This is a genomic window from Nocardiopsis sinuspersici (assembly GCF_001998325.1).
GTDB classification, from domain to species: Bacteria; Actinomycetota; Actinomycetes; order Streptosporangiales; family Streptosporangiaceae; genus Nocardiopsis; species Nocardiopsis sinuspersici.
Genome location: NZ_MCOK01000001.1, coordinates 2,748,324 through 2,763,360 on the forward strand (window position 1 = coordinate 2,748,324; position 15,037 = coordinate 2,763,360).

Genomic DNA, 15,037 nt, shown 5'->3' on the forward strand with positions numbered 1-15,037 from the left:
TCCCGCGGAGCGGGCCGCCGGGCCGGGGCCTCGCGGCGGTCCACCCGCGGCCGGCCCCCTTCAGGAGGCGTCGGCCGCGGGCTCCTGGTACACGGCGGGAGGCTCCTGCGAACCGGCACCGCCGCCGACGACCGCGTCACCTCCGGCCTCGGCCGGGGTGGGCAGGCTGGCGGCCAGGCTCTCGCCGGTGTCGTTGAGCTTGTTGAGGAAGGGACGGGTGCGCGTGTAGGTGATGGAGGTGATCGAACAGGGGTCCACGCGCAGGCGCTGGAAGAGGTCCAGGTGGATGCCGAGGGCGTCGGCGACGATCGACTTGATGATGTCGCCGTGGCTGCACACCACGTACACGGGCGGAGGCGGGGGCGCGGCGGCGGCTTCGGCCCCGGCGGTCGGAGCGGGACCGGCGGAGGGGGCCGGCGAGGCCAGGAGCAGGCGGCTGTTCCAGTCGCGGACGGCCTCGACCGCGCGCGCGGAGGAGGCGGCCAGGGCCTCGCCCCCGGGGAAGCGGACGGCGCTGGGGTGGTCCTGCACGACGCGCCACAGGGGCTCCTCGGACAGTTCGCCGATACCGCGGCCGGTCCAGGAGCCGTAGTCGCACTCGATGAAGCGCTCGTCCGTGGTGACGGGGACGCCGAGCCGCTCCGCGACGGCCCCGGCGGTCTCCTGGCAGCGTTCGAGCGGGCTGGAGACCAGAACGGCCGGGCGCAGTCCGTCCAGGCGCGCGGCCAGGTCGGCGGCCTGGGCGCGGCCGGTGTCGTTGAGGTGGACGCCCTCGGCGCGCCCGGCGAGGCGGGGACCGGTGACGTCGGTCATCCCGTGCCGGACGAGGATGAGGGTGACCGCCTCAGGAGTGGAAGGGGTGTCCTGGGATGCTGCGGGTGTCGCCATGGGCACCAGGGTAGGCCCGCACCGGGCGCGGGGGGCGGTAGGGCGGGCCCCGGTTTCGGTCCCGCACCGGGACCGGTGCGCACCGACCGGGCCACCAGGTCCCAACGGCCACCTCCGGCCCCGGTCGCGGAGAACACCCTGGTCAGGGCCGCGCCGACGGTACACGGCCAGGGTGTGTCCTGGGACGCCGTCGGACGGACACGGTACTCTCCGCCGCATGGAACAGCGACAGGTGGGCAGATCAGGGCTCTGGATCTCTCGTACCGCTCTCGGCACGATGACCTGGGGAAAGGACACCTCCGAGGAGGAGGCCGGGCAGCAGCTCACCGCGTTCGTCGACGCGGGCGGCACGCTCGTGGACACCGCGGACATCTACACCGGCGGCCAGAGCGAGCGGATCCTGGGGCGGCTGCTGCACGACTCGGTACGCCGCGAGGACGTGGTGGTGGCCACCAAGAGCGGCCACACCCCCGAGGGCTACCGCCCGGTGGACGCCTCCCGAAAGCACCTGCTGGCCTCCCTGGACGCCTCGCTGCGGCGCCTGCGGACCGACTACGTGGACCTGTGGCAGTTGCACGTGTTCGACCCGGCCACCCCGGCGGAGGAGTCGCTGGCCGCGATGGAGACCGCCGTGGCGTCGGGCAAGGCCCGCTACGTGGGCACCGGGAACCTGGAGGCGTGGCAGTTCGCGTCCCTGGCCACCTGGCAGCGCGCGCAGCCCGGACGTGTGCCGCTGGTGAGCGTGGGCACCGAGTACTCGCTGCTCAACCGCGGCGCCGACCACGGGCTGCGCCCCGCCGCGGCCTCGTCCGGGGCGCACGTGATCGCGTGGTCGCCGCTGGGCCGGGGGGTGCTCAGCGCCAAGTACCGCAACGGGACGCCGCCGGACTCGCGTGCGGCGTTCCCGCACATGGCGCCGTACGTGGAGCCCTACCTGGACGACCGCAGCCGCCGGGTGGTGGAGTCGGTGTGCACGGCGGCCGAGGGGCTGGGGGTGTCGCCGCTGGCGGTGGCGTTGAGCTGGGCACGCGACCAGGAGGGCGTGGCGGCGGCGGTGGTCGGACCGCGCACCCTCGCCCAGTTGGAGGAGATCCTGGGCGTGGAGGGCGTGGAACTGCCGCCCAAGATCCGCGACGCCCTCGACGACGCCACGGCGCGCCCCGAGCGCTGACCCGACGGGATGATCTTGCTCCCAGTGGCACTGTCGGCGGTCGGGAGTGCCACCCGGAGCAAGATCATCGCTGTCAGGCGCGTCCCGGCGGACACCCACCCGCCGCACGGCGTTCCAGTACCCGCTCACCTCACCTCGCGGGTCGGCTGGGAGCCGAAGTCCACCACGGTGTACTCGGACTCCACGTCTTCCCCGTCCCATCGGGAGATCTCGAAGCCGGCGGCGGTGAGGTCCCCGTTGTCGTCCCACGCGATCGGCCCGCTCACACCCTGGTAGTCGATCTCCCCGCCTCTGCGGAGAAGGCCGGAGCAGGCGGCGAAGCCGGTGCAGGGTGTGCCGTCGTCGGCCACGTGTGCCATGTGGTCGGCGATCGCCGCCGGGGCGGTGTCACCGGCCGCCTCGGCCGCGAGTGCGATCGTGGTGACACAGTCGAAGGCATGCGCCGCGGATTCGACCGCTCCCGGCTCGAAGGGATCGAACGGTCCGCTCAGCAGCCCCGCCTCAGACGCTGACAGCAGTCGCTGCTCGAACGCGGGAGCCTCGAAGCCCGGAGCGATGCCCGTGACTCCGTCGAGCTCCTCCGAGGGTGTGTTGAGGTCGTGCACTCCGCCGGTGAGGTAGATCTGGTCGCCGGTGCGCTTCGAGGCCAGAAGGCCGGAGACGAACATGCCTCTCTCCTCAAGGTCACCGATCGCGACGGCGTCGACCTCCTCACCCAGGAAACCGGCACCGTCCATGGCCATGGCGGGAACCGGAATCACCGATTCGGAGACGATGACGGAACTCGACCGCATTCCCCGTGCGTCCAGCTCGCCAAGGACGGAGGACATGAAATCCCCGCTGTGGTCGTGGCTGTGAGCCACCACGGCGACTTCCCGGTGGCCGTTCTCGTCGATTTTCCGGGCCAGAGCCCGCGCGGTCATCGCGGAGGACGGCGTTGTGCGGAAGTACAGGCCTCCGTGTCCTGGCACCTCCATATCCGTTGCCGCGTCCAGAGCCGAACAATGGACCATTCCGCTCCGGGTGATCGTCTCCCAGGTCGCCCATACCATTCCGGGCGAGGTGGGACCGATGACCGCACTGACGTTCTGGGCCACCAGTTCGTTCGCGGAGGCGACGGCCACATCCGGATCCCCGCCCTCATCGCCCACGACGATGTCGGGTATGTCCTGTCCGAGCACCCCTCCCGCCGCGTTGACCTGGGCAATCGCCAACTCGGCCCCGAGTTGTTGAGGAGAGTCGAACGGGAACGTTTCGCTTGTGTGGGGGACGAGGATTCCAAGGCCGAGCGGCTCACCGTGGTGTCCCGGATCCACCGGGGCGGGACCGGGGCCGTCCCCGACCGACCAGCCACCGACGCCTCCCACCAGCAGTACCGCGGCGGCCGCCGCTCCGAGCATCCGGCCCGCGCGCCTTCGGACCTCCGCCGGCCCCGGGGCGCCGGTCACCGTCGGAGGAGCCGTCACGGAGCCAGGGGCGGGCGGGGACGTCCGGTGCCGCCCGACGGGAGGAACGGCGGTCGTCGTCGCCCCGCCCGGCGATGTGGGCTCCAGCCCGGTTCCGGCGGACAGTCGCCGTACCAGTTCGACCGCGGTGGGTCTCTTCGCGGGGTTCTTCGCCATGGACCGGGTGACGATCCCCCGTAGCTCCTCCGGCACCCCACTGGTGTCGGGTTCCTCGTTGAACAGCCGGAACATCAGCTCCTCGGCCGACCCGGTTCCGAAGGGCGGGCGCCCGGTCATGGCGTACACCACCAGGCCGCCCCACCCGAAGACGTCCGACTCCGGTCCGGCGCACCCGCGGAACCGTTCCGGACTCATCCATCCGGGAGAGCCGACCACACCGCCCGTGCGCGTGAGGGAGGTTCCGTCCACGGTGCGGGCGATCCCGAAGTCGAGCACCCTGGGTCCGTCCGGCGCCAGGATCACGTTGGCCGGCTTGAGGTCCCGGTGGACGACACCGGCGGCGTGGATGGTCGCGACGGCCCCGGCGATGCTCACGGCCACCGCCCTCGCCCGGGGCAGGGGCAGCGGTCCGTTGTCGAGGACCTCCTGGGAGAGGGTGGGACCGGACAGGTACTCGGTGGCGAGCCAGGGCTGGTCCGCCCGGGTGTCGAAGTCCAGGACCGAAGCGATGCACGGCGACCTGATCCGGCTCAGCAGCTCGGCCTCACGGGAGAACCGGTTCCGGAAGGCGGGATCGGCGGCGAGCTCCGGGCGTATCACCTTGACCGCGACCCACCGCCCCTCAGGGGTGGTCGCCGCGTAGACCACTCCCATCCCGCCCGCACCGAGACGTCCTCTGATGTGAAAGGAGTGAATGGTACGCGGATCCGAGGGATGCAGGGACGCCATCGACGAGGGCCTGGGCGTGGGAAGCACGGAATGTCTCTCGACTAGGGATTCGGGCTGATGCCGGGTTCCAGTGAACCACTGCACCTGGCCGGAGAGATGCCTTGTTCCCCGTATTGGTTTCGCGTTACCGGCACCACGGACGATGCCCTGGTACCCTTTCAGCGAGGCATGCGCGCAGAGGACTCATCAAAATCAGCCAACAGACATATCCGGGCCGATCACTACAAGAATTAAATACCCTTAGGAACTTCGCATCTTCGGCTGCCAAGTGAAAGCGATGCGAAGGGCGGCCTGGGAAGTGCGGATCCGACGGCCCGAGGAACGCCGCCCGGGGTCCGTCCGGTGGACTCGGTCCTGCGCCGCTGGGGGCGGCGAGGGCGCCGACGGGGTTGCCGCAGGCCCCGCGGGTGCGCCCGTGGGGTGGGAGCGGGCGCACCCGCGGGGACCGGGGGCTCCCGTGCCTTCGGCGTCCGGGCACGAGGCGAGGCACGGCACAGCCTCAAGAGAACACGCCCTAGCCGCGGGCGGGCGTGACGGGGAAGTTCTTGTCGAACACGTTGTGCGGGTCGTACTGGGCCTTGAGCGCGCGCAACCTGGAGAGGACCGGCTCGGGGAAGGCCCGCGCGAGGACCTCGGGCCCGGTACGGGTGTCGAAACTCAGGTACATGCCCTCCAGGTGCTTCTCCAGGGCCGACCAGTGGGTGTCCAGCCCGGCGGCGCGCCGGGCCCCCGTCATCACCCCCAGCGAGAAGTTCTGCGACCGGTGGGCGTAGGCGGTGGCCTCGGCCGGAACGTCGTTGACCGCGCCGCCCGCCTGGCGCAACTGCATGAACATCGCGTCGCCCGAGGCGAGCATCTCCCCCATCCCCTCGGCGGCCTCCGGGGTGATGTGGCGTAGCAGGCCCGAACGCGACTCGGGCAGCCCGTGGCCCTGGTGCGGCCCGTCCGCGCCGACCAGGACCGCGGGGTAGGGCGCGAGCTGGGCCCGCTGGTCCAGGACCGGACCCACCCCCAGGAAGGGCTCCAGGGCCCGGACGGCGAGGTCGGTGTCCTCACCGGCGTAGACCACCATGGCCTGGGCGACGGGGCCCTCGCCGCCGCGCCCAGGACCCATGGTGAGGAAGGCGGTGACCTCGCGCGGCGCCGCCTCGGCGGTCTCGCCCCAGGCCCGGAGGAAGGCCGCGGTGTCGGTGGCGTCGTAGACGAACTGGCCGAGGACGACGTCGCGCACGGGCGCGGCCGTGACCTCGACCGCGGTGAGCACACCGAGGTTGGCGCCCGCCCCGCGCATCCCCCAGAACAGGTCGGGGTGGTGGTCGGCGTCGGCGCGCAGGATCCGGCCGTCGGCGGTGACCACCTCGACCGCGGTGACGTTGTCGATGGTCAGGCCGTGGGCACGGGCCATGTAGCCCAGACCGCCCGTGGTGGCCAGGCCCCCGACACCGACGCCCCCGTGGTCGCCCGAGCTGATCGCCATGCCGTACGGGGCGAGGGCCTTGGCCACCCCGCCCCAGCGGGCTCCCGCGCCGAGCCGGACCAGGCCGGCGCCGTCGTCGAGGACCTCGACCCCGTCCATCCTGGCCAGGTCGACGACGACACCGCCGTCACCGGTGGAGCGGCCGCTGATGCCGTGGCCGCCGCTGCGCACGTGCAGGTCGGCCTCCTGGGCGCGGCCGTAGGCCAGGGCCTCGGCGACCTGCTCGGCGGAGCCGGGCCGCAGCACCAGGCCCGGGGAGCCCTTCTGCATGTACCCGTGGCGCACCTTGGCGTAGGCGCGGTCGCCGGGCTCGACGGCGTGGTCGCGCAGGTCCTCGGGAACGGCGTCGTAGTCGATACCGGAACGGCGCGCGGCCAGGGAGGCGGCGGCCCGGGCCGGTCCGGTGACGGTGCCCGCGTCGGCGCGCTCGCGCGCGACGGCCTCCCTCAGCGCGGGGGCGACCTCGGCGCCGAAGGTCTGGACGGTGCGCGGGTCGTCGGTGGCCACGAGAAAGGTGGAGTACCCGTGTTCGAGGACCAGGGGCAACAGGTCCTCGACCCACTGCTCGGGCGGCCCCTGCAGGAAGCCCCGGCCGGTGGGCAGGAAGGCGCTCTGGGCGAGGTTGAGCATCCGGCGGATCTGGCGGGGGTCGCGCCCGGCGGCCAGGGCGGCCTCGTCGATGGTGCGGTTGGAGGCGGCCATGTCCTCGGGCCGGAGGTAGCCCAGGCTGGGCAGCCAGCCGTCGGCCTTGGCGCCGACCAGGCGGAGCATGCGGGGCTTGTAGGCGCCCAGGCTGATGCCGATGGGGTGGGCCGGCGCGGGGCCGCGCTTCATGCCGCGCACGGTGTAGTGGTCGCCGTCGACGCGGACGCCGCCGCGGGCGTCGGTGTCCCAGACCTCGCGGATGACGTCGATGCCCTCGCTCAGGGCGTCCACGGCCTGGCGCGGGGTGAGGCGCTCCACGCCCATGGCCTCGATGCCGTCCCAGAAGGCCCCGGCGCCCAGGGCGAGTTCGAGCCGGCCGTGGGAGAGCAGGTCCAGGGTGGCCGCGGAGCGGGCGAGCATCGCCGGCGGGCGCAGGGGGAGGTTGAGCACGTTGGCCGACACCCGCAGGCGGGTGGTGCGCGCGGCGACCCAGCTGAGCAGGGTCCAGGTGTCGAGGAAGGCGGGGTTGTAGGGATGGTCCTGGTAGGTGGCCAGGTCCAGGCCCGCCGCCTCGGTGAGCTCGGCGAGCGTGACGGCCCGGTCGGGGTCCTGCGCCGCGGGTGTGACGAAGGTGCCGAACCGTAGCGGGTGTCCGTAGTCGGACATGGGTGCTCTCCTCGGGGGACGCCAAAACTAGTTTGTTCGTCAAACGATGCCGACAACAACTTATCTTGGCGAACACCTATTCCTGGTAGCCTCGGGCCATGGCATCCACCACTCCGGAACCCGCACGGCTCCCGGACACGCGTCCGGGCGCGGACCCGGGCGCGGACCCGGGCGCGGACACGAACCTGGGGTGGTCGCTGGCCGTGGTCCTGCGCCGCTGGCACGAGCGGATGGAGTCGGCGCTGTCCGACCTCCCGCACGGCAGCCGGGGCTACCACGTGCTCGCCGCCGTCTCGCCCGGTGAACCCCCCACCCAGGCGGCCCTGGCCGAACGGCTGCTGATCGACCGCAGTGTGATGACCTACCTGCTCGACGACCTGGAGAAGGCCGGCCTGGTACGGCGCCGGATCGACCCCGGCGACCGGCGGGTGCGGCGGGTGTGCGCCACCGAGCACGGCCGGGAGGTCCTGGCCGTGGTCCGCGAGCGGGTGGAGCACACGGAGGAGCAGGTGCTGGCGGGACTGGACGCGCCCACCCGGGAACTGTTCCGGCACATCGCCCAGCGCGCGGCCGTGGCCATCCAGGAGGCCTCCCCCGCCACCGACCCGTGCGCGGCCGTGCGCCAGGTGGTCGGCGACGGCGCCGAGGGCCCCGTGGGCACGGCGAACCGGGGAGGACGGCGGCGCACGGGCCGCGGGACCAGGAACTGAGCGTCGCCGCGAGTCGGTAGGCTCCCAGAGTCGCGAACCGTATGACGAGGGGAACCGCCCGAGGTGTCCGAGGCCATCGAACAGGTCAGTGCCGTCCTTGACCGGATGGGCGCCCCGCGCGCCCTGGCGCCCCGGCTGCTGGCCGCGCTGGGAGCAGGTGCCGCCGAGCGGCTGGACGCCGACCCGTGGCTGCTGCTGCGCCTGCCGCAGGTGACCGTGGAGCAGGCCGACTTCTGCGCCCGCAAACACCTGGGCGAGGGCGCCCGGCCCGACGACCCCCGAAGGCTCGCTGCGCTCACCGCACACGTGCTGCGGATGTCCGAGGCCCGGGGCCACACCGCCGTGGAGGAGAGGCAGCTGGCCACGGTGGTCGGCAGGCTGGGGGTGGCCGATCCCGCCGCGGCGCTGGAGGCGGCCGTGGCCGAGGAGAGCGCGGTGGTGCTGGAGAGCATCGACGAGGGCGACGAGGACTTCGACTTCGAGGAGGGCGGGGTACCGGAGCTGCCCGACCCGGACCGCTTCTACGCCCTGCCCGACGTGGGACACGCCGAACAGCGGCTGGGCGACCAACTGCTGCGGCTCATCGGGGGCAACGACCCGATCATGGACCTGGCGACCGCCACCGAGACGGTGGACGAGGCCGCGGAGAGGGGCGGGTTCACCGTCTCGGAGCAGACGCGCGACGCCCTGGTGACGGTGGCCCTGCGCCCGGTCACGGTGCTGCGGCACGGCCCCGGCGACGCCGCGGAGGTGGCGCGGGCCCTGGTGTGCATGGAAGCGGTCGCCACCGACAGCCAGGTGGGGATAGTGGTGGCGGCGCCGACCGCTCAGGCCGCGGCGGCGGTCAACGCCGACCTGGCGAGAGTCCGCGGGACGGGCGGGGATCCGGCGTCCGCGGGGACCGGGGACACCGCGGCCCCCGAAGGCACCGGGGAGGAGGAGAGGCCCGAGGCGCCCCCGGAAGCCGAGGACGCCCAGGGGACCGAAGAGGTTCAGGAAACCGGAGAGTCCCCGGGGACCGGTGACACCCGGGGATCCGAGAGCGCCCGGAAGCCGGGAACGCCCCCGGTACGCGCGGTGTCACTGGCCGGACTCCTGGCCGGCGCTCCGGTGGAGGCCGGGCTGGTGGTGCTGTGCGAGGCGATGTCGGTGGGTGTGAGGCGCGCCGCCGAACTGGCGTCGGTGTGCGCCGACGGCGCCCACCTCGTGCTGCTGGCCGACCCGGACCAGGCCCCGTCCGCGACACCGGGCCAGGTGGTGATGGACGTGGCCGTGTCGCGGACGGCGCACGTGGCCGAACTGTCCGACCCCGCCGAGCCGGGGCCGATCGCGGAACTGGCGGCGGCCGTGGCCGGGGGTGAGGTTCCCCGGGTGGAGGCGCCCGGGCGCGAGGTGGTGCGGGTACCCGCCGCGTCGGCCGAGGAGGCGGCGCACCGGGTGGTGCAGCTTGTGACGGACTCGATCCCGCGCGCGCTGGAGATCGGGGCCGAACACGTACAGGTGGTGGCCGCGCGCGGGGACGGACCGGCGGGCGCGCGTGCCCTCAACGCCGCGTGCAAGGAACGGCTGAACCCGGGTCCGGGCGCGCACGGCGGGTTCGACGTGGGCGACCGTGTGCTGTTCACGGCGGACGGCCCCGGCTACGGGCCGGGTGACACGGGGTACCTGCGCGAGGTGGACGGGGGCGCCGTGGTGGAACTGACCGGCGGTGGGCGGGTGAGGGTCGCCGACCCCTCGGCGCTGCGCCCGGGCTGGGCCGTGACGGTGGCCGCCGCGCACGGGGGCCGCTGGCCCGCCGTGGTGGCGGTGTTCCCGCCGGAGGTGCCGGTGTCGCGCCCGCAGGTGTACACGACGCTGACCCGGGCGACGCGGCACGTGTCGCTGGTGGACGCCACGGGCGGAGGCCTGGAGACGGGCGTGCGGGAGAACGCGGCGAAGGAGCGGACGACCCGCCTGGTGGGCATCCTCCGGGAGGGATAGGTGCTTCGCCCGCTCCCGGGACGCGGGGACGGTCCCTCACACCTCGGTGGACCCGGTCGGCTCCTCCAGCAGGCGGCCGCCCTCGACGAGCATCTGGCGGACCGCCGCGACCATCCAGACGAAGGCGAAGGCGATGACCGTGACGTTCTTGACCGCGAGCAGGAGCGCCCAGTAGAGGTCCTCCGCCGAAGCGGGGATCCACAGGGGCACGACCCGCTCGGGGACGATGTCGAGGACCGCGGCGAGGGCGAGCAGGAACGCTCCCTGCAACAGCAGGCTGGGCCACCTCCGGTCGAGGAAGGCCCGGACGCGGCGGCCGTCGCCCAGGTGCCGTCCGCCCCGGACCCGCTCGTCCCCCAGGATGGCGACGCGGACCAGCAGGACGACCAGGACCACCCGTGTGCCCTCCGCGAGCACCTCCAGGGCGATGTGCGCCGCCGTCGACCACGTGTCGCCCCACAGCGCCGCCGCGAAGCGCTCGGCCGCGGGGACGAGGGAGACACCCGCCACCAGGACGATGTGGCGGAGGTAGAAGGCCAGCGCCCAGCGCGGAACCTCCAGGGCCAGGCGCAGGTGGGTGCGCGCGGAAGGTGTGCAGGTGGTCGTGTTCTCCGTCATGGTGCTCTCCCGGTCTCGACGTCCGCGCTGCTTATTTTAGTTCACTAAACTAAAATGTACAGTAGACTAAAATAATCAGCGGCACGTTGGAGAAGGGACCATCGAGGCGTGAGTGACGCAGACACCGATCCGGCTGCCACGGGCGCCGAACTCGGGTGGCGGCTGAGCACCGCCGTCGTGCTCTTCCACGAGGCCGTCGGGCAGCGCCTGGGACTACGCGCTCTCGACCACCGCGCACTCGGGCTGATCGAGCGCGAGGGCCCGCTCACCGCCGGTGCGCTGGCCGAGCTGACGGGCCTGACCCCCGGAGCCGTCACCGGACTCGTCGACCGGCTGAGCCGCCTGGGCTACGTGCGGCGCGTCCCCGACCCCGCCGACCGGCGGCGCGTCCTCGTCTCGGCGGACACGGAGGCGCGCCCCGACCTCGCCGACGCCTTCACCGGCCTGTCGCGGGCGATGGGCGACCTGGTGGCCAAGTACGACGACACCGAACTCGCCGCCATCACCGACTACGTCACCAACACGATCGACATCCTGTACGCACAGACCCGGCGGCTCGGCGCGCCCGGCCCCACCGGAAGGACCACCCCTCACGGCGAGGGCACGGGAGCGGACTGACGGGTCGAGGTCGGAGCCTTCCGGCCGGCGCCCGTCCCGTGACCCGCGAGCCGTACCGCGTTCTCCGCGGCGGGGGCCGACAGGACCACCCCCGCGGACGCCGGGCCCGTGCCGCCGCAGGAGCCGCCCCGCCTCGCGCGTGGACGACCCCGGGTTCAGGCTCACCCGGTCGCTGCGGGCCGCTCGTCCACTCCGGGTGGATGTTCGAGTGTCACGAACATAAATGACTTTCGAGCATCGCACCTTTACGTCGTAGATCAGCAATAGCCCGCCAGCGAGGGGAACGGGCCCCAACGGACGTACTGGCGGCACTCCCCGGTGAACACGGCGGCCAGTTCGTCGCGCAGCACGGCCCGCGCACGCCCGGCCGCGCCGGGCCCTCCCCGGTGGACCTGGGTGGCCAGCCCCTCGGCCACTGCGGCGATGCGGGCGGCGGCCGTGTCGGCGTCCACGTCCGACTCCACCTCGCCGCACTCCATCCCGTTGCCCACCGCCCGTGCGATCTCCGCGTGCAGGGCGGCGGCGGTGCGCGCGTCCACCTCGGCCAGCGCGGGGCTGTCCAGGGCCCGGCCGGCGAAGACGCGCGTGACGCGAAACTCCGCGCGGCGCGGCCCGTCCAGGGGCAGGTGCTCGGCCAGGGCGGCCAGCAGCACCTCGGCGATGGACCTCTCGTGGCGGGTCCCCTCGCCGACGATGCCGAAGACACGGACGGCGACGGCCGTGCTGACCCGCTCGAACGCGTGCAGCAGCATGTCGTCCTTGGACCGGAAGTAGTGCTGCACGAGGCCCACGGACATCCCGGCGCGCGAGGCGGGGCTGGCTCCCGGCCACCGCACGCCGTGGGGAGTCCCGGTGGCGAAAGCGAACGGCGTGGACGACGCCGGTGCGTCCTACGGCTACCCGGGCGGGACCCTGGCGGCCCTGGCCGCCTTCGCCCGTGCGCAACTGGAGGCGGACCCGGGCGTGCTGGACGCCGACGCCCTGGCCCGGGCGCGCAACGGAACGGTCCCGGTCCCAGGTTCGACGCAGGAGTACGAGTTGGGCTGGCGCGAGACCGCCCTGACCGACCTCGGCGAACCCATCGTCTTCCACGGCGGCGCGACCCCTGGGTACGCGGCGGTCGTGGTTCTGGGCGACCGTGCTCTGGGCGCTGCCCGGACTCGCCGGGGTGTGCGCGACCGTGTGGCTGGTGGCGGGTCTCGGGCCGCGGTCGGCGCTGGTATGGCTGCCCGGTCCGTCGGCGGCGGTGCTGGCGGTGTGCGTGCCCGGCGGCGCAGTCACCGCCCTGCGCCTCCTGGCGCACCGCCACGCCGGGCGCTCCCGTTCCTGACCCGCGCGCTCCTGACCCGGGCACCGGGGGCCACGCCCCCCGCGCTCCTCAGACCTGGTCGAGGAAGGCGCCGTCGACCACCAGGTTCTGTCCGGTGGTGAAGGCGGCCGCCGGGCTGGCCAGGAAGGCCACCGCCCGGGCCACCTCCTCGGGGCGCCCGAGGCGTCCGTAGGGGATGCGCTCGCGGATGGACTCGTAGAACTCCGGGTCGTTCTCGCGGCGGCGCGCCCATCCCCCGCCGGGGAACTCGATCGGGCCGGGCGAGACGGTGTTGACCCGCACTCCCCCGCCCGCCCACGCGCGGGCCAGCGAGGACGCGTGGTGGTTGAGCGCGGCCTTGACCGCGCCGTAGGCACGCGGACCGGCGGGCGCGGTGGTGTGCAGCGCCGAGGTGCTGGAGACCAGCACCACCGCGCCGCCGCGCTCGGACTCCAGCAGGTGCGGCCCGGCCGCCTCGGACAGGCGCACGAACGGCATCACGTCGGCAGCGAAGCCGCGCTCCCACTGGTCCGGGGTGGGCGCGCTGCCGCCGGACACGTTGGAGACCAGCACGTCCAGGCCGCCGAGCTCGGCGGCCGCGTCGTCGACGAAGGAGGGCAGCGCGTCGTGGTCGGTGACGTCCAGGGCGCGCGAGAACACCCTCGCCCCGGTCGCCTCCAGCTCGCGGGCGGCCTCGGCCAGCGGCTCGGGCGTGCGCGCGCAGACCGCCAGGTCGGCGCCCTCCTCGGCGAACACCTGGGCGATGGCCCGGCCGATCCCCCTGCTGGCCCCGGTTACCGCGACCCGTGCCCCCGACAGTCCCAGATCCATACGTTCCCGTCCTCCGACGCGCTTCACCGGCTCTCACCACCGTCTGCCAGGGTCACACGGACCACGGCGGGCACACGGGGTGTACACGCCGCGCCGGACCCGTGGAACGGCAGACGGGCGGGCGCCCCCGAGGGGGCACCCGCCCGCGTCAACCTACCGCACGTGCGTCCGGCGGGTTCAGGCTCCGGTGGAGTGGAAACCGCCGTCGACGTGGACGGTCTCACCGGTGGTGGCCGGGAACCAGTCGGACAGCAGGGCCACGACCGCCTTGGCGGCGGGCTCGGGGTCGGTGACGTCCCAGCCCAGCGGAGCGCGCTCGGGCCAGTGCTTGGCCAGGTCGGCGAACCCGGGGATGCTGCGGGCGGCCATCGTGCTCAGCGGCCCGGCGGAGACCAGGTTGACCCGGATGTCCTGCTCTCCGACGTAGCGCGCCAGGTAGCGGGCGGTGGAGGTGAGCGCGGACTTGGCCACGCCCATCCAGTCGTAGATGGGGTAGGAGACGCTGTTGTCGAAGTCCATGGCCACGACCGAGCCGCCGTTGCCCATCAGCGGCGTCAGGGAGGTGGTCAGCGACTTCAGGGAGAAGGTGGACGTGTGCATGGCCGTGGCCACGTCCGACCACTCGGTGTTGAGGAAGTTGCCGCCCAGCGCCTCCTGCGGGGTGAACCCGATGGAGTGCACGATGCCGTCCAGGCCGTCGACGTGCTCGCCGACGCGCCCGGCCAGGCTGGCGAGCTGCTCTTCGTCCGTGACGTCCAGCTCCAGGACCGGGGGCGTCTCGGGCAGGCGCTTGGCGATGCGCTCGACCAGGCTCATGCGGCCGTAGCCGGTGAGGACGACCGTGGCGCCCTGCTCCTGGGCGAGGCGGGCCACGTGGAAGGCGATGGAGGAGTCGGTGAGCACCCCGGTGACGAGGATGCGCTTACCTTCGAGGATTCCCATGTCGGGGTTGTCCGTCCTGTCTGTGGTCGGTTCCGGAGGGGGTGGTCCTCCGGGAAGTGGAAGGGGGCGCGGGCGTGTGTCAGTGGCCCATGCCCAGGCCGCCGTCGACGGGGATGACGGCGCCGGTGATGTAGGAGCCGCCAGGGCCGGCGAGGAAGGCCACCGTCCGGGCGATGTCCTCGGCGGCGCCGATGCGGCCCAGGGGAACGTTCTTCTTGATCTCGGCCTGGCGCTCCTCGGGCAGGGCCGCGGTCATGTCGGTCTCGACGAAGCCGGGGGACACGACGTTGACGGTGATGCCCCTCGAACCGAGCTCGCGGGCCAGGGAGCGGCCGAAGCCGACCAGGCCGGCCTTGGACGCGGCGTAGTTGCCCTGCCCGCCCGAGCCCATGAGGCCCACCACGGAGGAGATGAGGACGATGCGGCCCGAGCGCTTGCGCATCATGCCGCGCACGGCGCGCTTGGCGACACGGAAGGAGCCGGTGAGGTTGGTGTCCACGACGGAGGAGAAGTCGTCCTCGCTCATCAGGGCGAGGAGCTGGTCCTTGGTGATCCCGGCGTTGGCGACGAGCACCTCGACGGGGCCCTGCGTCTCCTCGACCTCCTTGAAGGCGGCGTCGACCTGGGCGGAGTCGGTGATGTCGCAGCGAACGCCCCTCAGGCCCTCCGGGGGTTCGCCGGAACGGTAGGTCACCGCGACGTCGTCTCCGCCCGCGGCCAGCTCACGGGCGATGGCCAGGCCGATTCCGCGGTTGCCGCCGGTGACCAGTACCGAGCGCGACATAGGGGCTCCTCTTCTCCTGCGGCTGCTGTGATCAGCCACGACGT

Annotated in this window: 13 protein-coding genes; 5 read left to right on the forward strand and 8 right to left on the reverse strand. The window is 73.3% G+C overall.

Features of this window, described 5'->3' with window-relative positions; translation table 11 throughout:
• Nucleotides 1-60: 60 nt before the first annotated feature.
• The gene (locus tag NOSIN_RS11835; protein ID WP_077690791.1) at nucleotides 61-888 is read right to left on the reverse strand and encodes a histidine phosphatase family protein; all 828 of its coding nucleotides are present in this window, start codon (nucleotides 886-888) and stop codon (nucleotides 61-63) included.
• A 217-nt stretch (nucleotides 889-1,105) separates the two neighbouring features.
• Here NOSIN_RS11835 and NOSIN_RS11840 point away from each other — a divergent pair, with 217 nt between their 5' ends.
• Nucleotides 1,106-2,059: an aldo/keto reductase gene (locus NOSIN_RS11840; RefSeq protein ID WP_171986584.1), complete on the forward strand. Its 954-nt coding sequence runs from the start codon at nucleotides 1,106-1,108 to the stop codon at nucleotides 2,057-2,059.
• A 125-nt stretch (nucleotides 2,060-2,184) separates the two neighbouring features.
• Here NOSIN_RS11840 and NOSIN_RS11845 read toward each other — a convergent pair whose 3' ends face one another.
• Complete coding sequence (locus NOSIN_RS11845; RefSeq protein ID WP_077690792.1) at nucleotides 2,185-4,413, reverse strand: bifunctional serine/threonine-protein kinase/ABC transporter substrate-binding protein; 2,229 nt, start codon at nucleotides 4,411-4,413, stop codon at nucleotides 2,185-2,187.
• A 514-nt stretch (nucleotides 4,414-4,927) separates the two neighbouring features.
• Entirely contained in the window at nucleotides 4,928-7,201 is a 2,274-nt protein-coding gene (locus tag NOSIN_RS11850) for an LLM class flavin-dependent oxidoreductase (protein WP_077690793.1), read from the reverse strand.
• Nucleotides 7,202-7,299: 98 nt separating this feature from the next.
• Here NOSIN_RS11850 and NOSIN_RS11855 point away from each other — a divergent pair, with 98 nt between their 5' ends.
• Nucleotides 7,300-7,911, forward strand: a complete 612-nt coding sequence (locus NOSIN_RS11855) for a MarR family winged helix-turn-helix transcriptional regulator (protein ID WP_077690794.1) — start codon at nucleotides 7,300-7,302, stop codon at nucleotides 7,909-7,911.
• Between the two features lie 63 nt (nucleotides 7,912-7,974).
• Nucleotides 7,975-9,891 carry a helix-hairpin-helix domain-containing protein gene (locus NOSIN_RS11860; protein WP_077690795.1) on the forward strand — a complete coding sequence of 639 codons (1,917 nt, stop codon included), beginning with the start codon at nucleotides 7,975-7,977 and terminating at the stop codon, nucleotides 9,889-9,891.
• Between the two features lie 36 nt (nucleotides 9,892-9,927).
• Here the strand turns inward: NOSIN_RS11860 and NOSIN_RS11865 are convergent, their stop codons facing one another.
• Nucleotides 9,928-10,509, reverse strand: a complete 582-nt coding sequence (locus NOSIN_RS11865) for a hypothetical protein (RefSeq protein WP_077690796.1) — start codon at nucleotides 10,507-10,509, stop codon at nucleotides 9,928-9,930.
• Nucleotides 10,510-10,617: 108 nt separating this feature from the next.
• Between NOSIN_RS11865 and NOSIN_RS11870 the strand changes: the two genes are divergently transcribed.
• On the forward strand, nucleotides 10,618-11,127 hold the full coding sequence (locus NOSIN_RS11870) for a MarR family winged helix-turn-helix transcriptional regulator (RefSeq protein WP_077690797.1): 510 nt from the start codon (nucleotides 10,618-10,620) through the stop codon (nucleotides 11,125-11,127).
• 257 nt (nucleotides 11,128-11,384) lie between these two features.
• Here the strand turns inward: NOSIN_RS11870 and NOSIN_RS11875 are convergent, their stop codons facing one another.
• The gene (locus NOSIN_RS11875) at nucleotides 11,385-11,924 is read right to left on the reverse strand and encodes a TetR family transcriptional regulator C-terminal domain-containing protein (RefSeq protein ID WP_077690798.1); all 540 of its coding nucleotides are present in this window, start codon (nucleotides 11,922-11,924) and stop codon (nucleotides 11,385-11,387) included.
• A gap of 341 nt (nucleotides 11,925-12,265) precedes the next feature.
• On the opposite strand from NOSIN_RS11875, the gene NOSIN_RS11880 reads away from it, so the two are divergent.
• Entirely contained in the window at nucleotides 12,266-12,457 is a 192-nt protein-coding gene (locus NOSIN_RS11880) for a hypothetical protein (protein ID WP_077690799.1), read from the forward strand.
• 48 nt (nucleotides 12,458-12,505) lie between these two features.
• On the opposite strand, the gene NOSIN_RS11885 is transcribed toward NOSIN_RS11880, so the two are convergent.
• From NOSIN_RS11885 to fabG, 3 genes are all read right to left on the reverse strand, one after another.
• Nucleotides 12,506-13,267, reverse strand: a complete 762-nt coding sequence (locus NOSIN_RS11885) for an SDR family NAD(P)-dependent oxidoreductase (protein ID WP_077690800.1) — start codon at nucleotides 13,265-13,267, stop codon at nucleotides 12,506-12,508.
• Between the two features lie 177 nt (nucleotides 13,268-13,444).
• Nucleotides 13,445-14,209 carry an enoyl-ACP reductase FabI gene (gene fabI / locus NOSIN_RS11890; protein ID WP_077690801.1) on the reverse strand — a complete coding sequence of 255 codons (765 nt, stop codon included), beginning with the start codon at nucleotides 14,207-14,209 and terminating at the stop codon, nucleotides 13,445-13,447.
• A 79-nt stretch (nucleotides 14,210-14,288) separates the two neighbouring features.
• Nucleotides 14,289-14,993, reverse strand: coding sequence for a 3-oxoacyl-ACP reductase FabG (gene fabG, locus NOSIN_RS11895; RefSeq protein WP_077690802.1), 705 nt, complete (start codon nucleotides 14,991-14,993; stop codon nucleotides 14,289-14,291).
• Between the last annotated feature and the right edge of the window lie 44 nt (nucleotides 14,994-15,037).